General features: G+C 41.5%; 16 protein-coding genes and 1 riboswitch. Of the genes, 10 read left to right on the plus strand and 6 right to left on the minus strand.

Annotated features, from left to right (window positions below; genetic code table 11):
- Window positions 1-4: 4 nt before the first annotated feature.
- Both L0657_RS11270 and fumC read right to left on the minus strand, forming a co-directional pair.
- Window positions 5-2,380 (minus strand): glycosyl hydrolase family 95 catalytic domain-containing protein, encoded by a 2,376-nt coding sequence (locus L0657_RS11270; RefSeq protein ID WP_235150903.1) that lies wholly within the window; start codon window positions 2,378-2,380, stop codon window positions 5-7.
- Between the two features lie 90 nt (window positions 2,381-2,470).
- The gene (gene fumC / locus L0657_RS11275; protein WP_235150904.1) at window positions 2,471-3,871 is read right to left on the minus strand and encodes a class II fumarate hydratase; all 1,401 of its coding nucleotides are present in this window, start codon (window positions 3,869-3,871) and stop codon (window positions 2,471-2,473) included.
- Between the two features lie 224 nt (window positions 3,872-4,095).
- Here fumC and L0657_RS11280 point away from each other — a divergent pair, with 224 nt between their 5' ends.
- The 8 genes from L0657_RS11280 (at window position 4,096) to L0657_RS11315 (ending at window position 12,258) form a co-directional block, all read left to right on the plus strand.
- Window positions 4,096-4,332 (plus strand): hypothetical protein, encoded by a 237-nt coding sequence (locus tag L0657_RS11280; protein ID WP_235150905.1) that lies wholly within the window; start codon window positions 4,096-4,098, stop codon window positions 4,330-4,332.
- On the plus strand, window positions 4,329-4,742 hold the full coding sequence (locus L0657_RS11285; RefSeq protein ID WP_235150906.1) for a PIN domain-containing protein: 414 nt from the start codon (window positions 4,329-4,331) through the stop codon (window positions 4,740-4,742). Before L0657_RS11280 ends, L0657_RS11285 begins: the two co-directional genes overlap by 4 nt.
- 196 nt (window positions 4,743-4,938) lie before the next feature.
- Window positions 4,939-5,147, plus strand: a riboswitch (cobalamin riboswitch).
- A gap of 357 nt (window positions 5,148-5,504) precedes the next feature.
- Complete coding sequence (gene metE / locus L0657_RS11290; protein ID WP_235150907.1) at window positions 5,505-7,826, plus strand: 5-methyltetrahydropteroyltriglutamate--homocysteine S-methyltransferase; 2,322 nt, start codon at window positions 5,505-5,507, stop codon at window positions 7,824-7,826.
- Between the two features lie 72 nt (window positions 7,827-7,898).
- On the plus strand, window positions 7,899-8,297 hold the full coding sequence (locus tag L0657_RS11295; RefSeq protein ID WP_235150908.1) for an acyl-CoA thioesterase: 399 nt from the start codon (window positions 7,899-7,901) through the stop codon (window positions 8,295-8,297).
- Window positions 8,298-8,572: 275 nt separating this feature from the next.
- Window positions 8,573-10,435: a carbamoyltransferase gene (locus L0657_RS11300; protein ID WP_235150909.1), complete on the plus strand. Its 1,863-nt coding sequence runs from the start codon at window positions 8,573-8,575 to the stop codon at window positions 10,433-10,435.
- A gap of 42 nt (window positions 10,436-10,477) precedes the next feature.
- Complete coding sequence (locus L0657_RS11305; RefSeq protein ID WP_235150910.1) at window positions 10,478-11,599, plus strand: SGNH/GDSL hydrolase family protein; 1,122 nt, start codon at window positions 10,478-10,480, stop codon at window positions 11,597-11,599.
- A gap of 28 nt (window positions 11,600-11,627) precedes the next feature.
- Window positions 11,628-11,777 (plus strand): DUF5989 family protein, encoded by a 150-nt coding sequence (locus L0657_RS11310; RefSeq protein WP_015812275.1) that lies wholly within the window; start codon window positions 11,628-11,630, stop codon window positions 11,775-11,777.
- A 112-nt stretch (window positions 11,778-11,889) separates the two neighbouring features.
- A complete protein-coding gene (locus L0657_RS11315) occupies window positions 11,890-12,258 on the plus strand; it encodes a hypothetical protein (RefSeq protein ID WP_235150911.1) in 369 nt (122 codons plus the stop codon).
- Window positions 12,259-12,294: 36 nt separating this feature from the next.
- Here the strand turns inward: L0657_RS11315 and L0657_RS11320 are convergent, their stop codons facing one another.
- From L0657_RS11320 to L0657_RS11330, 3 genes are all read right to left on the minus strand, one after another.
- Entirely contained in the window at window positions 12,295-13,179 is an 885-nt protein-coding gene (locus tag L0657_RS11320) for a Ppx/GppA phosphatase family protein (RefSeq protein WP_235150912.1), read from the minus strand.
- A gap of 94 nt (window positions 13,180-13,273) precedes the next feature.
- Entirely contained in the window at window positions 13,274-14,938 is a 1,665-nt protein-coding gene (locus tag L0657_RS11325) for a hypothetical protein (protein WP_235150913.1), read from the minus strand.
- On the minus strand, window positions 14,928-15,542 hold the full coding sequence (locus L0657_RS11330; protein ID WP_235150914.1) for an RNA polymerase sigma factor: 615 nt from the start codon (window positions 15,540-15,542) through the stop codon (window positions 14,928-14,930). The genes L0657_RS11325 and L0657_RS11330 overlap by 11 nt, the downstream gene beginning before the upstream one ends.
- Before the next feature lie 384 nt (window positions 15,543-15,926).
- Here L0657_RS11330 and L0657_RS11335 point away from each other — a divergent pair, with 384 nt between their 5' ends.
- Window positions 15,927-16,550: a hypothetical protein gene (locus L0657_RS11335; protein WP_235150915.1), complete on the plus strand. Its 624-nt coding sequence runs from the start codon at window positions 15,927-15,929 to the stop codon at window positions 16,548-16,550.
- 84 nt (window positions 16,551-16,634) lie between these two features.
- Here the strand turns inward: L0657_RS11335 and L0657_RS11340 are convergent, their stop codons facing one another.
- Window positions 16,635-17,114, minus strand: a complete 480-nt coding sequence (locus L0657_RS11340; protein ID WP_090333434.1) for an Lrp/AsnC family transcriptional regulator — start codon at window positions 17,112-17,114, stop codon at window positions 16,635-16,637.
- Between the two features lie 221 nt (window positions 17,115-17,335).
- Here L0657_RS11340 and metH point away from each other — a divergent pair, with 221 nt between their 5' ends.
- Window positions 17,336-21,160 (plus strand): methionine synthase, encoded by a 3,825-nt coding sequence (metH, locus tag L0657_RS11345; RefSeq protein ID WP_235150916.1) that lies wholly within the window; start codon window positions 17,336-17,338, stop codon window positions 21,158-21,160.
- Window positions 21,161-21,172: the final 12 nt, after the last annotated feature.

A 21,172-nucleotide genomic window follows, 5' to 3' on the forward strand; every position in this document is an offset into this window, starting at 1 on the left:
ACTCCTATTGAAACAAACCCGCCGAAACAACTTTCTTCTGATCTTTAATCAAATCAACTTCCAACGTTTTCGTACCTAACTTCACCTTTTGCTTTCCTGAATTCCCTGAAACCAAGGTTGCTGAAACCAATTTACCATCTTTCCATTGCGCATCAACTGTAACATTTCCACGTGCTTTCAAACCTCTTATTTCGCCGGTCGGCCATGAATCCGGCAAGGCAGGCAATAATTCAATCACACCAGCCTGCGATTGTAAAAGCATTTCTGCAATTCCGGCTGTTGAGCCCATGTTTCCATCCAGCTGAAATGGCGGATGTGCACAAAGCAAATTGGAATAAGATCCGCCGCCATTTACCATGTTTTCTGCTTTATCACCAACCGGACGAAGGATTCTTTTGAACAATGAATAAGCCCGGTTACCGTCCAGTAACCTCGCCCAGAAATTAACTTTCCAGGCTAACGACCATCCGGTTCCTTCATCGCCGCGTGCATCCAAAGTTACTCTTGCTGCCTTGGCGAATTCCGGTGTTGCGGTCGGGGAAATCTGATTACCCGGATGTAAGGCAAAAAGATGTGAAACGTGCCGATGTTTATTGGTAGAATCATCCACATCCTCATTCCATTCCTGCAATTGTCCCCATCGACCGATTTGCGGAGGTTGGATCTGATCTCTTACTTTTTGTGCTTCATTAGCAAAATTAGTATCGGTTTTTAAAACTTTACTGGCAAGAATCGTATTGGAAAGTACGTCCCAGGCAATCTGATGATCCATCGATGCGCCGGTGGAAATTCCACCATGTTCCGGAGAATAGGAAGGAGAGGAAACCAGAAATCCACTTTTTCCTTTGGTCAGATAATCAATCCAGAATAATGAAGCTTCCTTCATAATTGGATAAGCTGTGTTTTTTAAATAATTAATATCGTTTGTAAAAGCATAATGTTCCCACAAATGCTGACTTAACCAACCAGCACCACCCGGATAAAATCCCCAGGGAAAACTCCATCCGGGTGAAGTATAACCATAAGCATTCAGCATCGTATTCACCGTCCAGCCGCGGGTACCGAAAAATTCCTTCGCAGCCAGTTTCCCTGGTTCGACAATAGATTTGGTAAAATCAGACAGCGGCAGATAACATTCCGAAAGGTTGGTAACCTCGGCTGGCCAGTATAACATTTGTATGTTGATATTGGTATGATAATCATTGGCCCACGGTGGATTTGTGCTGTCATTCCATTTTCCCTGCAAGCTCATGGGCATCGTTCCCGGCCGTGTGGAAGAAATCATCAGGTAACGTCCATATTGGAAATACAAAACTTCAAAACCCGGATCAGGCGTGCCCTGGAAATAAGCGATCTGTCTTTTGTCTGTCGGGTCCGAACCGATATGATCAGTACCAAGTTTCAAAGAAACGCGATCGAAAAGATTTTTATAATCCTTTTGCTGCTCAGTTTGAAGAGACGTTTCATTTTTGTTAGATACGGCAGCCATTACCTGCTGATTTATTTTCTTGTAATTATTTCCTTTATACGTCGGAAATTGATAGGTGTAATCTGTTGATGCTGTGTGGATCAGTATAATTTTTCTGGCGTTTTTTATCGTGACAATACCGCTGTCATAACTTATTTTTCCATCCGTGTCAATCCGGTAAGTTGTTTCAAATTCCTGTTTGTTATCTTTCAAACTCCCACCGAAAGTGTATTGATTCTTTTCAAATTTCTCGTATTCCTTTTTATGTGGCGTAGAAAACCGGATGGAGTAAGTTTCCATCGAGGTGGATTTGAAATTGTAAACCATTACGCGGGAAGGATAATTACCAAAATAAGTTCTCTCAAATTTTTCTTTACCAACCTCGTAAGTAACCTTGCCTGTTGCAGTCGAAATATCCAGTTCCCGGCGGTAATTTTTTACAGCGCCGGTATGCGAAACGCTGACATACAAATCGCCCATGGTTTGCTGCGCGCCAAAATCACTGGAAGGAGTATTTCCTTTTTTCTCATGAACAATACCGGTCATTTCTGCACTGGCGAGTTTATCGGCTTCTGCCAGCTTTCCCTGAGCGAGCAGTTCTCTTACTTTTGGAAGTGTTTTATAAGCATCTTTTCTCAATCCAAAATTATACTCTTCGTTCGCGCCTTTTCCGCCTGCCCACAAACTTCCCTCTGAAAATTGTAAACGTTCTTCGGCCGGATCGCCGAAAAACATAACGCCTAGATATCCGTTTCCTATTGGCAGAGCCTGTGTCATCCAGTCGGTTGCAGGTTTATCATACCAAAGTTTTAGATCGGTTTTGTTATGATCAGCTTTTTGAGAATAAGTACTGAGCGAAATTTTGAATAGAAAAATACAGAGGATTAGAAATCTGGAATAGCGAAACAACATAAGAAAGGATTTTAGGAATTTGTTGCACAAAGTAAATAAAAAGCCCCACGCAAATGCGCAGGGCTGTGATATTATTCAGGATAATTCGGACTATTTGATCTCGCCAACCATTTCTTCCGGTTTAACCCAGGCATCAAATTCCTCCGGCGTAACGTAACCTAAAGCAACAGCCGTTTCTTTCAACGTTGTGCCGTTTTTATGAGCCGTCTGCGCAATTTCAGCTGCTTTGTAATAACCAATTTTTGTATTTAAAGACGTTACCAGCATCAACGAATTATTAACGTGTTTTTTGATATTTTCATGCAAAGGCTCGATACCAACCGCACAATTATCATTAAACGAAACGCAAACATCACCAATCAAACGTGCAGAATGAAGGAAGTTATACGCCATCAAAGGTTTGAATACGTTCAGTTCAAAATGTCCGTTTGAGCCTCCGATGCTAATAGCAACATCATTTCCCATTACCTGGGCTGCCACCATCGTCATGGCTTCACATTGCGTTGGATTTACTTTTCCAGGCATGATCGAACTTCCCGGTTCGTTATCCGGAATGTGAATTTCACCAATACCTGAACGTGGGCCTGAAGACAACATACGGATGTCATTTCCGATTTTCATCAGACTAACCGCTACTGTTTTCAAAGCGCCGTGCGCTTCTACGATCGCGTCGTGAGCAGCCAGAGCTTCAAACTTATTTTCAGCAGTAATAAAAGGTAAACCAGTTAAAAGTGCAATGTGTTTTGCGACATTTTCTGAATAACCTTCCGGGGTATTAATACCCGTTCCAACCGCAGTTCCGCCCAAAGCAAGTTCAGAAAGGTGAGCAAGTGTATGGTAAATCGCGCGAAGACCGTGATCCAGTTGAGAAGCATAACCACCGAATTCCTGTCCAAGCGTCAACGGCGTAGCATCCATAAAGTGGGTACGGCCGATTTTAACAACATGCTTGAAAGCTTCCGCTTTTGCTTTCAAAGTATCACGCAGTTTGGTAATACCCGGAATTGTAACGTCAACCAGAATTTTGTAGGCCGCAATGTGCATTGCAGTCGGGAAAGTATCGTTTGATGATTGTGATTTGTTCACATCATCATTTGGGTGCAAAAATTTAGTTTTGTCAGCCAGGTCGCCGCCTTGCAAAACGTGTCCGCGGTAAGCGATCACTTCATTGCAATTCATGTTGGATTGCGTGCCTGAACCTGTTTGCCAAACCACCAGTGGAAATTGATCTTCCAATCCGCCAGTCAGAATTTCGTCACAAACTTTTCCAATCAAATCGCTCTTTTCTTTTGGAAGAACACCAGCTTCTGAATTTGTAATCGCTGCGGCTTTTTTAAGGTATGCAAACGCCCGGATAATTTCCTTCGGCATTTTATTGATATCCTGCGCAATCGGGAAATTCTGGATAGAGCGTTGCGTTTGCGCGCCCCAATATACATGAGCAGGTACCTGCACTTCGCCCATGGTATCTTTTTCTATACGGTATTCCATTTTATGACGGTAATAATAATGTAAAATGAATGAATCAGATTTGAACGGTAAAGTTAGGGTTGGACGAGGAGTTTTTAGTATTTTTTTGTGGATAAATGTTTTGGTCAGGAATTAATGCTGACTCGATGATATAGAATTGATTAAGTTGCTTTATCAGTAAAAACAGTTTAAATTAGTACAAAATATTGTACTAATTAGAATCAAAACAGTACTGGAAAGTAACTATGACACATACAATCATTATAGAAACAAAAGATAAAAAGGATTTTGAGCTCATAAAGGGCTTGGCAGACAGACTTGGACTTCCCGTGAAGGAACGGCATGTAGAAGGACTATTGGAAAAGCAAGAAGCAGCATTTAAAAATCTGGTAGGAAGTTGGGTAGGGGATGAGACAGGGGATGAATTAGCTGCCAGAATTCATAATGCAAGGAATGATGCTCCTCGTGACGTAGAATTATGATAGAGTATTTACTAGATACAAACATCTGTATTCATTTGTTGAACGACCAGTTTGGTATTGCTCAAAAAATAGAAGAAATCGGTTTGTCTTCAATTTGTATTTCAGAAATTACCGTGGCCGAACTACTCTTTGGTGTTGAGAACGGCGCGGTTAAACAAAGAGAGACAAATTTTAAAAATATAAACCAGCTAATATTGGCCTTCTCGAATCGTACGCTCCTTATCGGAGATTGTTTTTTTGAATATGCCCGTCAGAAATCAAATTTGAGAAGAATTGGTCGGACCGTTGGAGAGTTCGATTTACTTATTGGGTCTACTGCGATTGTGAATGATTTAATACTGGTCACCAGAAATACCAAAGATTTCATTAATCTTAATGGAATTAAGCTAGAAAATTGGATTGATAGCTGAAACCGGTTCTATCAATGTGCACGAATCATAGTGAAAAAATCACTGCTCAGACTGGAATTCTCCCCGCCAAAAAGATATTTTATCTACCACACATTTTCAATAAGTAACCGCTTCACTTAAATCCTGAACCTAAATTTCTCCGACTTCTTTTTTCTTTAACTTTGCTAACGTTCTTTGTGAACGCCCGTCAATCGGGGTAATGGTTTTCGCTTTTGGTACCCTCAGCCAATCAAGCAGAAATTAAAAAGGAACCGTGTGAAATTCACGGGCAGTCGTGCTACTGTAAGTGCCGTCCTGAACAGATCAGGAAAGTTTTTACCCTCGCGACCCATTGTCATATTTATGATGAGAAGGGCGGTGAAAATGGTACAAGCCAGGAGACTTGCCTTTACCCTCAATGGCCACTCGCTCACGTCAGGGGTTTTGTCACGCATTGATTTTACAAATGTATTGCTGTCAGGTTATTATCTTCAAAATTTATTTTCGGAGATATGTTTGGTCAATTTTGTATCTGACAATTTGATCAAAATCTGATAACAAAACGTACTGATTTAGCAGCCGCCACAGCGGTAAGTAGTGAGTTAATGGTTTTCGATTAGCGAGGTTTACAAAATGGTCGGAATTTCTGAAAGTCAAGCTGTTGGGTGAAAGTCACTTTCAACCGCGCGGCGGCTGCTTTCAACTTTTAACTCTCAACTTTAAACTAAACCAGGACGGGTAGGGCATTCCAAAGGGTTTTTATTAACTCTTTAACTAATGTTTATGTTGTCACACAATTTGGGCTATCCACGCGTCGGAAGCCAAAGAGAACTCAAAAAAGCCAACGAACAATTCTGGGCTGGAAAAATCACAAAAGATGAATTGCAGAAAACGGGACGGGAAATTCGTCACCGCAGCTGGAAACTTCAAAAAGAGGCTGGTATTGATTTAATTCCTTCCAACGATTTTTCATTGTACGATCAGGTTTTGGATACTTCCCTGATGGTGGGAGCGATTCCGGAACGTTATCTGCAACTGATTGACGGGAAATCAAACCGCGAGCTGGACCTTTATTTTGCCATGGCCCGTGGTGTTCAGCGCGACGGATTGGATATAAAAGCCATGGAAATGACAAAGTGGTTCGATACCAACTATCATTACATCGTACCAGAATTTATTAAAAATCAGGAATTTAACCGCTATTCCGATAAGGTCATCCTTGAATTTGAAGATGCGAAGCAAAAGGGAATTTTAACAAAACCGGTACTGGTCGGTCCGGTTACCTTTTTATTGTTGGGAAAAGAAAAGGAAGAAGGTTTCGACAGAATTTCTTTGATAGAAAAACTACTTCCGGTTTATATAGAAATCTTGCAGGAACTGGCAACGCGAGGTGCCGAATGGGTACAGCTTGATGAGCCCTGCCTGGTTTTGGATTTAAGTAGTGAAGAACAAAATACGCTAAACTTTGCTTACCAGAAAATTCAGGCAGCTGTTCCGGATTTGAAAATTTTGCTGGCAACTTATTTTGGTGCGCTGGATACTAATCTTTCACTTGCCGCAAATTTGCCAGTCGCTGCTTTGCATATTGACGTGACGCGAGGTGCTGAAAGTTTGCCTGAAATATTGGAAAATCAGGTGTTTGTTACTTCTTCCAAACTGCTTTCTATTGGTGTCGTTGACGGAAGAAATATCTGGAAAAACGATTATCGGAAATCGCTAAATTTTATTCAGCAAGCCATCAATATTTTGGGAGCTAAACGTATTTTAGTCGCGCCGTCATCTTCCTTATTGCACAGCCCGCATGATCTGGATCTTGAACATAACGAAAAAGTTTTAACGCCTGAGATCAAAAACTGGATGGCTTTTGCAAAACAGAAATTGCATGAAGTTGTTGCGTTGTCAAAACTGGCTGGTACCAGCTATCATACTAACGAAGCGTTTATTATAAATCAGAAAGCAATCGAAAGTCGCCGTACCTCCACTTTGATCCATAAACAGGATGTGAAAGAACGCGTGGCTGCTATTAAAGAAGAAGATTTTGAGCGTGTCAGCCCATTTTCTTTGAGACAAAACGTTCAGCTGGAAAAACTGAAACTCCCGCTTTTCCCATCTACAACCATCGGTTCTTTTCCGCAGACAGATGAAGTCCGCCAATTACGTGCGCGTTTGAAGAAAGGAAGTTTGTCTTTTGAAAAATATGAAAGCCGAATTGAAGAGGAAGTAATCAGCTCGATCCGTTGGCAGGAAGCACTGGGTATCGATGTACTTGTGCATGGAGAATTTGAGCGGAATGATATGGTGGAATATTTTGGAGAAAGACTTTCCGGATTTGTGTTCACTGAAAATGGCTGGGTTCAGAGTTATGGCAGCCGCTGTGTGAAACCGCCGGTTATTTTTGGTGACGTAGAGCGCCCGGCACCGATGACCATCCGTTGGTCTGCTTTTGCACAAGCAAATTCTGAAAAACTGGTAAAAGGAATGTTGACAGGGCCGGTTACGATTTTGCAATGGTCGTTCGTACGCGACGATCAACCAAGAAAAGATACCACTTTTCAGATCGGTCTTGCGATTCGTGATGAAGTCATTGATCTTGAAAAAGCGGGAATTAAAGTGATACAAATTGATGAACCTGCTATTCGGGAAGGTCTGCCGCTACGGAAATCAGATTGGAAAACATATTTAGAATGGGCTGTCGATGCGTTTCGTTTGAGCGCAGCCGGTGTTGCCGATCAAACGCAAATCCATACGCACATGTGTTATTCAGAATTTAACGATATTATCGATTCCATTGCTGCGATGGATGCAGATGTAATCACGATTGAAACATCCCGCTCACAAATGGAATTACTGGATGCTTTTGCTGACTTCAATTATCCAAATGAAATCGGACCGGGCGTTTATGATATTCATTCGCCGCGGGTACCTACTGTTGAGGAAATTACGGTATTGCTGGAAAAGGCATTAAATGTAATTCCTGCACGTAATCTCTGGGTAAATCCGGACTGCGGTTTGAAGACCAGAAAATGGCCGGAAACCGAGGCTGCCTTGCGAAATATGATTACTGCGGCTAACTTGCTGCGCGAATCGGTAACAATAACGCAGTAATAAAACTATATCAATATTATATAGAATCTCCCGGTTATCACAGATGCCGGGAGATTTGTTTTTTCTAAGATTATGAATTTAGAAGAGAGAATTAAGCTATCGGAGACAAGAGTTTTTAAAACTGTTTTTCCAAATAATACAAACCATTACGACACGCTTTTTGGTGGTACTGCTTTGTCAATGATGGACGAGGTTGCCTTTATCGCAGCCACACGTTTCACACGTTTGCGGTGCGTTACGGTTTCATCCGACAGGATCGATTTTACCCACCCGATTCCGGCCGGGACTATCATTGAACTTGTTGGGACTGTCGCAGAAATCGGAAATACGAGTATGAAAGTACGGGTGGATATTTTTGTTGAACAGATGTATGAACAAGGAAGAGAAAAGGCGGTTTCCGGCTTATTCACGTTTGTCGCTTTGGACGAAAATAACAAACCGACCAAAGTTTTAAGCAAAGAAAGCGTTTAACAAAAATTTAATTTTTCCTTTAATCCAAAAAATATTGGGTTTCGTAGGTATAGTTCACAGGCTTATTTCATGCAGGAAACATGCCTGAATATGCCTGTTTCAGATTTAAACAGATTTAGGATTAAAAAAATATCGCCAGCTTCTTGTGACCGTTAGATAGCTGTCCTCGTACACAAAGGAATTAATTTATGTGCATAAGGCAGATTTACCTATATTTGGCATTTTATTGACAATCACGTTCACACTAAGGAATTTAGTTCATTAATTAATTCTAAATGAAAATTTTAGGAATTTCAGCTTTTTACCATGATTCAGCCGCAGCGCTTATCGATAATGGTGAAATAGTTGCAGCAGCTCAGGAAGAACGTTTTACGCGCAAAAAGCACGATCCAGGTTTCCCTTCAAATGCAGTAAGTTTTTGCATGGAATACGGAGGAGTTTCATTGAACGATCTGGACGCCATCGTGTTTTACGACAAGCCTCTTTTAAAATTCGAAAGATTATTAGAAACATATTACGCTTTTGCCCCAAAAGGTATTAAGTCATTCCTTACGGCTATGCCCGTTTGGATAAAAGAAAAAATGTTTCTTAAAAGGCTTATCAATGAGGAACTTGAAAAGCTGGGTTACGATAAAAAGAAGCCTGTGAAGATGCTCTTTCCTGAACATCACTTATCTCACGCGGCAAGTGCATATTATCCATCACCTTTTGAAAAATCCGCCATTCTGACGATCGATGGCGTGGGTGAGTGGGCAACTGCTTCCATTTGTCTTGGAGAAGGGAAAGATATTACCAATCTGAAAGAACTAAGATTCCCGCACTCATTGGGGTTGTTGTATTCTGCATTTACCTATTTCCTTGGTTTCAGAGTTAATTCCGGCGAATATAAGCTGATGGGATTGGCGCCTTACGGTGATCCTACTTCACCTGATATTGCAAAATATGAGAAAATCATTCTTGAAGAATTAATTGAATTAAAAGAAGACGGTTCGGTATGGCTTGATCAGGAATTCTTTGATTATGCGACCGGATTGAAAATGGTGAACGAGCATAAATGGGAAGCACTTTTTGGTTTTAAAACCAGAAAACCTGAGGATGCGCTCGAATCGGTTCATTGTAATTTAGGACTGGCCATTCAGAATATTACTGAGGAAGCCGTGATCCGTATGGCCAAAGAAGCCAAACGCCTTACCGGTGCAGATTATTTATGTATGGCAGGTGGTGTTGCTTTGAACTGTGTTTCCAACGGGAAATTGCAGAAGGCTAATATATTTAAAGAAATATTTATCCAGCCGGCTGCGGGTGATGCAGGCGGTGCTTTGGGTGCGGCACAAGCTGCCTATCACATTTTCTTCGGCCAGGAACGCAAGGTTACCTGGAAAGCAGATGCGATGCGCGGTTCTTATCTAGGTCCAACTTTCTCTGATCTTGAAGTTGAACTTGCTGCAAAAAAATATAAGGCGGTTTCTACCTATTATGAAAACTTTAAAGATCTGGCCGATGATGCCGCAAAATTACTTTCAGAAGGTAATGTTGTAGGCTGGGTTCAGGGACGTATGGAATTCGGTCCGCGTGCATTGGGCGGAAGAAGTATTCTTGGTGACCCAAGAAATGCCGAAATGCAGAAAAAGTTGAATTTGAAGATTAAATATCGCGAATCTTTCCGTCCTTTTGCGCCTTCTGTTCTGGCAGAGGATTGTGCGGATTATTTCGACTACGATGGCACTTCTCCCTACATGCTGCTGGTTCATCCGGTTGCGGAAAGCAGAAGAAAGCCTGTTCCTGCAAATTACAGTGCGATGGACCTTCGTGAAAAATTATATTTTGAGCGTTCGGATCTGCCTTCAATTACGCATATTGACTATTCGGCAAGGATCCAGACTGTTCATAAGGAAACAAATCCACGGTATTATGAACTTATCAATTCCTTTAAGGATCTGACTGGATATGCGGTGGTTGTAAATACGAGTTTCAACGTTCGCGGAGAACCTATCGTCAATACGCCGAACGACGCATATCGTTGTTTCATGAGAACTGAAATGGATTACCTTGTCGTAGGGAATTATATTTTTGACAAGAAAAAACAGCCGGAATGGATGGAGAAGGATAACTGGCAGGAAGAATTCGTTTTAGATTAGACCAATTATTTTTTCGTTTAAATTACCGCACGCTGCATTCACATGACGTCTAAAATTGTTACCAGTATAATCCGGATCCTCTTCTTAGGAGTGTTGTTTATCTTCCTTTTTTACCCGGATCGTTTTAATATCACTTTCGCATATCCAGGCGCGCCACAAAGCGATAACTGGTATATTCGTGTTACAAAATCGTTTTTCTGGCTTTTACTAGTCATCGAAATACTGCGGATTTTTTATTACGGTGTTGTAAAAAGTAAAGCAAAAGGGATTCTTGCAAATATTGTCACGATCGCGACGCCGTTGATTATCACACTGATATTCCTCGAAATTATTTTCATGTATATTCCGCAAAGTCACGAAGGTGTTTTATCAAAAGCTTCGCAGATATGGTGGGAAAAATACTGGAATCCTGTTAATCAATTAGGTTATCATGATAAAGAGGTAACGGCGCAGGCAGGCAAAAAACAGGTATTGGTAATAGGCGATTCATTTGCAGCGGGCCATGGTCTGAAAAGTGTAACCGAACGTTTTTCTGACCAGCTTGAAGATAAACTTGGTAAATCACAATATTCAGTTTATAACCTGGGTGTTTCAGGAGCAGATACAAGAGATGAAGCAAAACGTCTGGAAGAATTTCCCGTAAAACCTGACGTCATTGTTCTTCAATATTTTCCGAATGATATTGAAAAAGTTGGGAGAGAAAAAGGTCTCTCACTTTCAGGAGCGGCACCTTATGGAGATTTGAAAGGTCCGATGGCAACTTTGGTGAAACGTTTTTATCTGCCTAATTTTATCTATTGGCAGCTTCCTCACACAGGTTTCAGCACATTTGAAAAATTTGTACAGACTGCTTACACTGATACAACTATACTTAATGCTCACCTTCGCGACCTTTCCAAAATGGTTGCTTACAAGGATAGCACCGGGGCGAAAATGTATGCAGTTTTTATTCCATTTTTGTTTCAGTTAGATAAAAGCGCAGGTTATACCAAACCGGTTGAAGATTACCTACGCTCGCATGGCGTAACTGTCGTTACTTTAAATGACGGAATAGCTAAAATTCCTGAAAAAGACCGCGTTGTTGGAAAGAACGACGGGCATGGAAGTGCTGTGCTTAACGGACTTATCGCAGACCGACTCTTTGAGGCGATGAAAAAAAATTGATACCTTTGAATTTAAAACATATCAACAAATGGATTTTCTTACAGACTTATTCGCCTTTATGAAGGAACGCAAGAAATGGTGGCTTGCTCCTGTCATCATCGTATTGTTATTAATTGGTGTATTGATCGTGATTGGCGGTGGTTCAGCAGTAGCACCGTTCATTTATACCTTATTCTAAATAAAAACCGTCAGCAGATTGCCTGCTGACGGTTTTTTGTAACAATTGATAATCAGGCTTCCTATTGCTTTTACCTTGGAAGTCTGGGTTTTTATATCCTATACTAAAACAAATGAGTGAGTCAGAAAAAGCCAAAGCACAGCTGGTAATCGTAACCGGTCTGCTCGTATTATACTTTATTTTTAAATCCCGTTATCCTTATTTATTAATTGCAGCAGCTGCGGTTGGCGTGATTAGTATTGCCGTTCCGGTTGCAGGCGATCTTATCGTGAAAGGCTGGTATAAACTGGCAGAAATAATGGGTGCAATTAACGGAAGGATACTGCTTTCGATTGTATTTTTTATCGTTCTGGTACCGGTAGCGATAATGTCGAAAATGGGAAAGAAGAATCCATTATCGCTGAAACGTGAAAGCAAAAAAAGTGTATTTGTTGACCGAAATCACAAATACACTCCGAAGGACCTGGAACAAGTCTGGTAATTGTTATAAAAACATTTTTGAAAAAGAGAGCTTAATTTAAGCTCTCTTTTTTCTGCACGCTCTGTCATAAAGAAGTTGCAGCATACCGTCTTTCAAACCCACATCGGGAACGTGAATAACAGTAGCTCCGGCCCACTTCATAGCAGAAGTATAAATATCTCCCGCCGGTACGATTACGTCTGCACGGTCAGGGTTCAATTGAAGTTTATTAATTCTTTCAGCCAGCGTAAATTGTGAAATATAATCTCGCATCCGCAATATTTCATCCAGACTTGTTGAACTTTCCGTAAGTTTTGAAGAAAGATCAAACAATTTGTTGATGTTACCTCCCGTACCAACCGCTTCAATCGGCTGAGAATGATCCACATATTTTACAATCCATTCCTGCATCTTCTGAAATGCTGTCTTGGATTCTTTCCCTTCCAGCAATCTCACAGAACCAAGTTTGAAGGATTTTGCAACGATCTTCGTACGGTCTTGATATAGGTTCAATTCCGTGCTGCCGCCACCTACGTCGATATGCAAATATTGTCCGTCACTCAGTGATTTTACAACCACATTATTGACAAGTTCAGCCTCACGCTGACCATCGATAATTTGTATATGAATTCCGGTTCTCTGTTCTATATGAGCCCGAACTTCGTAACCGTTTTCAGCTTCACGCATTGCAGAAGTGGCGCAGGCCATGTAATCTTCAACTTCATGAAGTTCCATTAAAAGCTGATACGAAAGCATGAGTTTGATCATCCGGTCTTCACTCATCGGGGAAATTCTACCCTCTGTAAAAACGTCATGTCCAAGACGAAGTGGAAAACGCACATACTCAACTTTTTTAAGACGAGTTATCCCTTCGTCATGCAAAACCGAGGAGATTTGCATACGGGCACCGTTGGATCCAATATCTATTGCAGCAAATTTCAAAAGCGAAGTGTCATAATGATATAATAAAAACCAAAATTAGAGCTTTTCACGAACATCTTTCAATTATTATGCTCAGAATCGTACTAAATGGTGATTACATCTTTTTCCCGATCTGGTATAAAACTTTAATTTTCAGTCCCGGACCACTCTTTGACGCCTGAGGAGAAAGTGGTGAGAAATAGGTATATAGATAAGCCTCCGCCTGCAATACAACAGGATGCCAGCTTTTCTCAATCCCGGCGGAAAAGTTTAATGAGTTCACCAGGTTCAGGTTCATTTTTTCTGTGACTTTTTCGCTTCTTATAGCCCTGATAATTGTGGGTTTCGGGTTTGTCGGATTATAAAAATCTCTGTAACAATCGAATTCCACGTCCTGTTTCTGGCTAACTGTAAAGTTTGTTCCTGCACCAACGAAGAATGCAAAGTCATTTTTAAGATCGTTACGATAAGCAACAGTAAGCGGAATTTGCGTAACAGAAGGTTCGATGTTAATGTTTTCAATACCTTCAAACGGCATCAGATGCGGTTTGTAGTCGTCTCTGAAATCCTTTTTCGTTTTTTCACGGTAGGATTTTTCTGAGTAAAAATCTTTTGGTTTAATTTTTAGCCAGCTAAAACCGGTGGAAATGGAAAAATGTTTAGCAACGATTACTTCCGCGACAGCTGTTCTTACCTGATTTTTTCCTTCCCATTGTTGCGCAAAACCAAAGCGGTAAGGCACTTTAAGATTCAGCCTTGGAATTGTTCTTTCCGCCTTTTTCGTAGAAGCTGCACTTTTTCCAGAGACAGGCAGTTTCGCGCTGTTTACGTTTGAAGCGAGCAAGACACTTTTCAGACGACTTGGAGAAATTCGTCTGGCCAAAGAATAATTCATTCTGCGGGACAAGGCCTGAACATTATTTTCCTGAACTGGCGATTGAATGTCAAGAGCATCAAATTTTTCATCAAGCGTTTTAGAAAATGCAACGTTATTCTCAGTACCATTATATTTAAAACCGCTACCAGATCCCGAAGTTACATTTCCAGCTCCCGAGTTACCGATATCTCCATTGCCAAAATTATCGCTGTTAGTTCTACCAGTGTTCTCACTATTTACAGCCAAAGAACCACGTTCGCTATTCTTATCAGTAAAATCTTTTTTGATATCATCGCTGGATTTTATGTCGGATGATTTAATGGCTTCTACGGCAGACCGATCCGTTACCGGTTTGTCGTTGCCGGCAATAATTTCACGATTTCTTATCAGAGTCTGATCAGAACCATTTTCTACAACATTTGAATTATTATCAGTTTTTGGAGTCGATGTTATTACATTTTCGCCCGTACTGTTTTCACTCGATTCAATATTCGCAAGCGATTCCTGACCAGTTTTTTGACTAGTAACAAATCTCTGCGCATCGCGATAGGGCAGACCATTTTCTTGTTGATCGGCCGCTTGCTGCTGGACGAGATACACCGTATCTGTTTTCTGAATAACCGTCGGCGAATTTTTTATAACCTCGATCTGATTTTTCAAAGTTTTTACGTCAGTCAGCAAAACATTATTTTGCGAAAGCTGGTTGACATACAAAAAGGCCATGACGGAAGTCACAGCTGCCGCCGCGGCATAGCCGAGCCACGAACTATATTGCTGCCAGAACGTTGGAGGCGTATGGGCATGCATGTAGTTCTGCATTTTCGTCCAGTCATCTTCATGAAATTCGGGCGTAATGCTTTCTAGCTTTCGGCGTATAGTTTTTTCAAATTTGTCAGTTTTCATTGCTCTTGAATGACTTTATGCCCCAATCACTGGGAAAGAGATGTGGGTAATGCTGTTTTATCAAATGTTGCAGGCGGGCTCTTGCCCGCACATAATGCGAGCGCACAGTAGCCTCATTTATTTGCAATAGATCTGCTATTTCACGGTGATTGTAACCGTCCACTACGTATAAAAGGAATACGTTTTTGTAGATCGGCTTAATCCCCTGCACTAGCTGTAAAATTTCATCCGCTGTTATCTGGCTCACTACATCTTCATCAAAATGCGGACAAGGTGCATCTTCGAGCGAGATCATATCCTCGTGGTGTTTTTTATGTTTACGGTAATAACTGATCGCCGTATTCACCATGATCGTTCGAAGCCATGCCTTGAAAGGGTGCGCGGAATCGTATTTTTCCATGTTGTTAAACACTTTGAGGAAACCTTCATTCAATACTTCTTCAGCCTCTTCTGTGTTTGCGGTATAGCGCAGGCAAATGCTCTTCGAATATCCAAAAAAATGCTTATACAGATACCTTTGAGCCTGGTGGTTACCAGCTATGCATGCAGAAACGACTGTTCCGAAATCGTTTTCATTAAAGGAAGATTTCTTACCAAATAGCAAAGTTAGGGTGTCAAATTGTTAGGATATGAATCTTGTAATAGGAGTTACGCCTAAGTCTGATTGTTTGTTGCAAAAGAATTTATTCCCACGGAAATCTTTTTTTAAAGTTAAAACTTTTGTGGTTTAATTCATTGAAGGGAATTATATATTTTCTGTTTCATCAAACTGATAGTCAGGGAGAATCACCAGCGAGTGTTTGTATTTATAATCGTAATAAGAATAAAATAAATTGGAAGCTTATCAAGGCAACTATATAGAGAAATGTTTTTGTAAAAAATTTGAAAATAAAATTCAGCGATTTGCAACAACCTTCTTTTCGGGTACGTAATGGCGTTTAAAGCAACGGTGCTTTTTACCCGGTACACACTTTAAAAGAATTGGACTATGAAAAAGTTGATTTTGCTGCTGATCGCTTCGGTAGGTTTTTGGTTTGTTTCCTGTCAACAGGAAAACACAGATATGAGTCCTGTGACTGATACTGATGACGTAAGTTTGGAAACGGTTGCAACTACCGCAGCACGTTTTTCTTTGGAAGGAGATTCTGTTACTACGCGTACTTGTAAAGGAAAACTGACAGAAGTGGCGCTCGCTGATCTGTCGGCGGTGATCACAAGTTATATTTCGACAACCTATCCATCTTCAACTTTAAAATTTGCAGCCAAGGATGAAAGTGGTAAAACGGTGGTTTCCATCCTGCTTTCAGACGGGACGCCAAAAGGATTAATTTTTAACGCCGACGGAAGTTTCAGTGCAGAATTAAAAGGTCATGCAAAAAAAGCTAAACTGACCGAAGTGGCAATCGCCAGTCTTCCGGCAGCAATAATCAGTTATATAACAACCAATTATGCAGGTGCTGAGATTAAGAAAGCTGGCACCAATGCGGAAGGACAATATTTTGTGGGTATAGTGGTTGACAGCAAGATCAAAATACTCCTATTCAACGCCGACGGGACTTTCAATAAGGAATTGGAAAAACCTGCAAACGGAAAAGGCAGGAAAAGAAATTAAAGATTTTTGTTAGGGGTGAGTTGGAATACGGGGCAGGATTTTCCGGCTCCGTATTTATTTTTGACACTGCACCCAAAATATTGCTCACTTCGTTTTCGAATCCAGCATTTCTATCTCCGAAGTATTTTTAATTTCGCCCATGACAAACAGACTGTGAGAACTGCCGATATTTTCAAGCGCCCCAAGTTTTTGCATTAGAAAATGCTGGTACTGCGACATATCATTCACCACAATTTTTAGAAGGAAATCGTAGTCGCCGGAAATGTTAAAACACTCCATAACCTCCGGCATGGCCAGAACTGCCTTCACAAATTTTTCTCCCATTGTCAGGGAATGTTCTTTTAAGGCGATGTTACAGAAAACCATCAGTTTTTTTCCTACTTTTTCCCTGTCGACCAGCGCGACGTATTTTTTAATTATGCCTTCTTTTTCCAATCTCCGGATACGTTCATAGACAGGCGTATACGAAAGATTTAGTTTTTCTGATAATTCCCTTGTTTTCAACGTAGCATCCTGTTGCAGGTAGTGCAGTATTTTGCAGTCCGTGTCGTCCAGATTATACATAGATAGATTATCTTTACAATTAACTTATAATGTTCAAAAGTAGATAAATAATTTACTGATTGATCCAAAACCAGACTAACCGTCTATTTTTTTTCAAATTATTGAATAAAACATCTGGTAATGTAAATTTGTATTGTCAATAAGTGTGCGGTTTTGGTCTGCATAAGATTATTGTAAATTTATAATGGCGGGATTTATTTTCGTAACAGAAAAGACACATAATGATTACAGCACAAAAGTTTGACATTCGGGAAATATTAAAAGAACGTATTCTTGTTCTTGACGGAGCGATGGGTACGATGATTCAGCGCTATAAATTAGAAGATTATGATTACAGCGGAGAACGATTCAAGGATTGGCCTCACGATGTAAAAGGAAATAATGATTTGCTTTCGCTAACCCGTCCTGATGTAATTAAGGAAATCCACGCCGCCTACTTCGAAGCCGGTGCTGATATCGCTGAGACAAATACTTTTTCCGGAACCACAATTGCCATGGCAGATTATGGTATGGAGGAGCTGGTTTATGAATTAAATTTTGAATCTGCAAGACTGGCACGCGAAGTTGCCGATGAATTTACAGAACGCGAGCCTGAAAAGCCCCGTTTTGTCGCAGGTTCGATGGGCCCGACGAATCGTACTGCTTCATTGTCTCCGGACGTAAATAATCCCGGATACCGCGCAATTACTTTTGACCAGCTTGTTGAAGCTTATTATGAACAAATAAAAGGCTTGACCGACGGAGGTTGTGATCTGCTGTTGGTTGAAACTGTTTTTGATACATTGAATGCGAAAGCCGCGCTTTTCGCCATAGATAAATTTTTTACGGATGCGAAAAATGGTTTGGTAGAAGTTTTGCCAAGCTGGAAAACCGGAGCAGACGGATTCCTGCCGATTATGGTATCCGGAACGATCACTGACGCATCCGGCCGTACCCTTTCTGGGCAAACGACGGAAGCGTTTTTGACTTCTATTTCACATTTACCATTGTTGTCAGTTGGTTTGAATTGTGCTTTGGGAGCAGATCTGATGCGTCCTTACGTGCAGATTCTCGCAAACAATTCGCCTTTTTATACTTCTGCTCACCCGAACGCGGGTCTGCCGAACGAGATGGGGGAATATGATGAATCGCCGGAGCAAATGGGCGAGGTCATTGACGGATTTTTGAGGGACAGTCTGATCAATATCATCGGAGGCTGCTGCGGAACAACGCCGGGTCACATTCGCGTAATCGCTGATCTTGCCGGAAAGTATAAACCACGCGTCATTCCAGAATCTGAAAAGATATTAAAACTTTCAGGTCTGGAGCCGATGGATATTACCAAGCTTACCAATTTTGTTAATATCGGTGAGCGTTGTAATGTATCAGGCTCGAAAATGTTTGCGCGTCTGATACGGACAGGAAAATTTGATGAAGCATTATCTGTTGCCCGCGACCAAGTTGAAAATGGTGCACAGGTAATTGATATCAATATGGATGAAGGGATGATCGACGGGGCGGAAGCGATGAAAACTTTCGTAAACCTGATCGCCGCTGAGCCTGATATTTCGCGTGTACCTTTGATGATCGACTCCTCGAAATGGGAAGTGATCGAAGCCGGGTTGAAATGTGTACAAGGAAAAGCCATTGTAAACTCGATTTCTCTGAAAGAAGGGGAGGAGAAATTTAAAGAATCTGCGAGAGCGGTTTTGCGTTATGGAGCCGCTGCGGTCGTAATGGCATTTGACGAAACCGGTCAGGCTGACAATCTTGAAAGAAGAAAAGAAATTTGTAGCCGCGCCTATCGAATTCTGGTTGACGAAGTTGGTTTTCCGGCTCAGGATATCATTTTTGATCCAAACATCCTGACAGTCGCAACGGGTATGGAAGAGCATAATAACTATGCGGTCGACTTTATTGAATCGATCAAATGGATCAAAGCGAATTTGCCTCTGGCGAAAGTTTCAGGGGGAGTTTCAAACGTTTCGTTCAGTTTCCGCGGAAATGAGTTGGTACGCGAAGCAATCCATACTGCGTTTCTGTACCATGCGATCAAAGCCGGTATGGATATGGGAATTGTAAACGCCGGACAGATCGGTATTTATGACGAAATTCCAAAGGATCTTTTGATTATGGTGGAAGACGTACTTCTGAACCGTAATGAAGAGGCGACGGAAAAATTAGTAGCGTTCGCTGAAACTGTAAAAGATAAAGGAAAGGTAGCGAGTGGCCCGGACCTTACCTGGCGCACGCTGCCGGTTCGTGAAAGAATCAGTCATGCTTTGGTAAAAGGAAATGCAGATTTCATTGAAGAAGACGTTGAAGAATGTTTGCCAATGTTTGCCCGGCCGCTTGAAATTATCGAAGGACCGTTGATGGATGGGATGAGCATTGTCGGCGATTTGTTTGGTGAGGGGAAAATGTTTCTTCCTCAGGTAGTGAAATCTGCACGTGTAATGAAAAAAGCAGTGGCATTTTTACAACCTTATATAGAAGCAGAAAAACAGGAAGGTTCGTCTTTTGCCGGTAAGATTTTGCTTGCTACGGTGAAAGGTGACGTGCATGATATTGGAAAAAATATTGTTGGAGTGGTTTTGGGTTGTAATAACTACGAGATCATTGATCTTGGCGTGATGGTGCCGACGGATAAAATTCTTGCCGCTGCGATTGAGCATAATGTCGATATCATTGGTCTTTCAGGATTGATCACGCCTTCACTGGATGAAATGGTTGGTGTTGCGAAAGAAATGGAGCGCCGTCATTTTAAAATGCCATTGTTAATCGGCGGAGCTACCACGTCTCGCATCCATACCGCTGTTAAAATCGATCCGAATTATTCAGGTGCTGTAATTCACGTATTGGATGCATCCAGATCGGTTCCTGTTGCGGGGAAATTGATACAGAGTGATCTGAGCCAGGCCCAGGTTTTATTGGATATCAAAGGTGAGTACGCAAAATTGCGGGAAGATCATGCAAAGCGGAGCGGTGAAAAGGCGCACGTTGAAATAGATAAAGCGCGTGAGAATAAAGCGAAAATAGACTGGACGAACTTCAAGGCCAAGAAACCTCAGTTTTTAGGGACACGGGTTTACGACGACTATGATCTGGCGGATATAGCCAAATACATTGACTGGACGCCATTTTTCCAGACCTGGCAGTTGCACGGAAAATATCCTAAAATATTTGAAGATAAAGTGGTCGGCGCCGAGGCGATGCGGTTGTATGAAGACGCCGCCGTTCTTTTGGGTCAGATAATCCGTGATAAAAGTTTAAAAGCAAAGGCTGTTATCGGTTTCTGGCCGGCTAATTCGATTGAAGATGATATTGTTTTGCATCACTTTGAAGAAGTAGCAATGGAAGATTCGGGCGAGCGTCATGGTTCACATGAACATATTGAATACAAAATTAGCCAGCGTACAGCTGAGCAAATTAGTGGTGGCGAACTTGTAAATGATACCATGACTGTTTTGCATCACCTGCGTCAGCAAAGTGAAAAAGCGAAAGGTTTGGCCAATTATTGTTTGTCTGATTTTGTAGCGCCTCTGGAAAGCGGGCATCTGGATTATATCGGAGGTTTTGCCGTGACTGCCGGTATCGGAATTGAGCCTTTGATCGAGAAATTCGAAGCGGATCATGACGATTATAACAGCATCATGGTGAAGGCATTGGGCGACCGTCTGGTTGAAGCACTTACGGAATTGATGCATGAGCGGGTTCGTAAAGAAATTTGGGGACAAACTCCCGACGAAAATTTTACCAATGAAGAGTTAATCAAAGAATCATATAGTGGAATTCGTCCGGCACCGGGTTATCCTGCTTGTCCGGATCATACAGAAAAGCGTAAATTATTTGATCTGTTAAATGCTGAGCAACTGGGTATTACGCTGACGGAAAGTTACGCAATGTATCCTGCGAGCAGTGTGAGCGGCTGGTATTTTTCGCATCCGGAAAGCCGATATTTCCCAGTCGGGAAAATCTTCAAAGATCAGGTAGAGGATTATGCGAGAAGAAAGGATATGCCGCTTGAAGAAATCGAGAAATGGCTGGCGCCCGTTCTTGGGTATTAAATAAGTTTAAGG

The organism is Dyadobacter sp. CY345, assembly GCF_021502725.1.
Classification (GTDB): domain Bacteria; phylum Bacteroidota; class Bacteroidia; order Cytophagales; family Spirosomataceae; genus Dyadobacter.

What these genes read in the sequence shown, in the direction of transcription:
- L0657_RS11270 (WP_235150903.1), bottom strand. Translation starts at nt 2,380, where the DNA reads ATGTTGTTTCGCTATTCCAGATTTCTAATCCTCTGTATTTTTCTATTC.
- fumC (WP_235150904.1), bottom strand. Translation starts at nt 3,871, where the DNA reads ATGGAATACCGTATAGAAAAAGATACCATGGGCGAAGTGCAGGTACCT.
- L0657_RS11280 (WP_235150905.1), top strand. Translation starts at nt 4,096, where the DNA reads ATGACACATACAATCATTATAGAAACAAAAGATAAAAAGGATTTTGAG.
- L0657_RS11285 (WP_235150906.1), top strand. Translation starts at nt 4,329, where the DNA reads ATGATAGAGTATTTACTAGATACAAACATCTGTATTCATTTGTTGAAC.
- metE (WP_235150907.1), top strand. Translation starts at nt 5,505, where the DNA reads ATGTTGTCACACAATTTGGGCTATCCACGCGTCGGAAGCCAAAGAGAA.
- L0657_RS11295 (WP_235150908.1), top strand. Translation starts at nt 7,899, where the DNA reads ATGAATTTAGAAGAGAGAATTAAGCTATCGGAGACAAGAGTTTTTAAA.
- L0657_RS11300 (WP_235150909.1), top strand. Translation starts at nt 8,573, where the DNA reads ATGAAAATTTTAGGAATTTCAGCTTTTTACCATGATTCAGCCGCAGCG.
- L0657_RS11305 (WP_235150910.1), top strand. Translation starts at nt 10,478, where the DNA reads ATGACGTCTAAAATTGTTACCAGTATAATCCGGATCCTCTTCTTAGGA.
- L0657_RS11310 (WP_015812275.1), top strand. Translation starts at nt 11,628, where the DNA reads ATGGATTTTCTTACAGACTTATTCGCCTTTATGAAGGAACGCAAGAAA.
- L0657_RS11315 (WP_235150911.1), top strand. Translation starts at nt 11,890, where the DNA reads ATGAGTGAGTCAGAAAAAGCCAAAGCACAGCTGGTAATCGTAACCGGT.
- L0657_RS11325 (WP_235150913.1), bottom strand. Translation starts at nt 14,938, where the DNA reads ATGAAAACTGACAAATTTGAAAAAACTATACGCCGAAAGCTAGAAAGC.
- L0657_RS11335 (WP_235150915.1), top strand. Translation starts at nt 15,927, where the DNA reads ATGAAAAAGTTGATTTTGCTGCTGATCGCTTCGGTAGGTTTTTGGTTT.
- L0657_RS11340 (WP_090333434.1), bottom strand. Translation starts at nt 17,114, where the DNA reads ATGTATAATCTGGACGACACGGACTGCAAAATACTGCACTACCTGCAA.
- metH (WP_235150916.1), top strand. Translation starts at nt 17,336, where the DNA reads ATGATTACAGCACAAAAGTTTGACATTCGGGAAATATTAAAAGAACGT.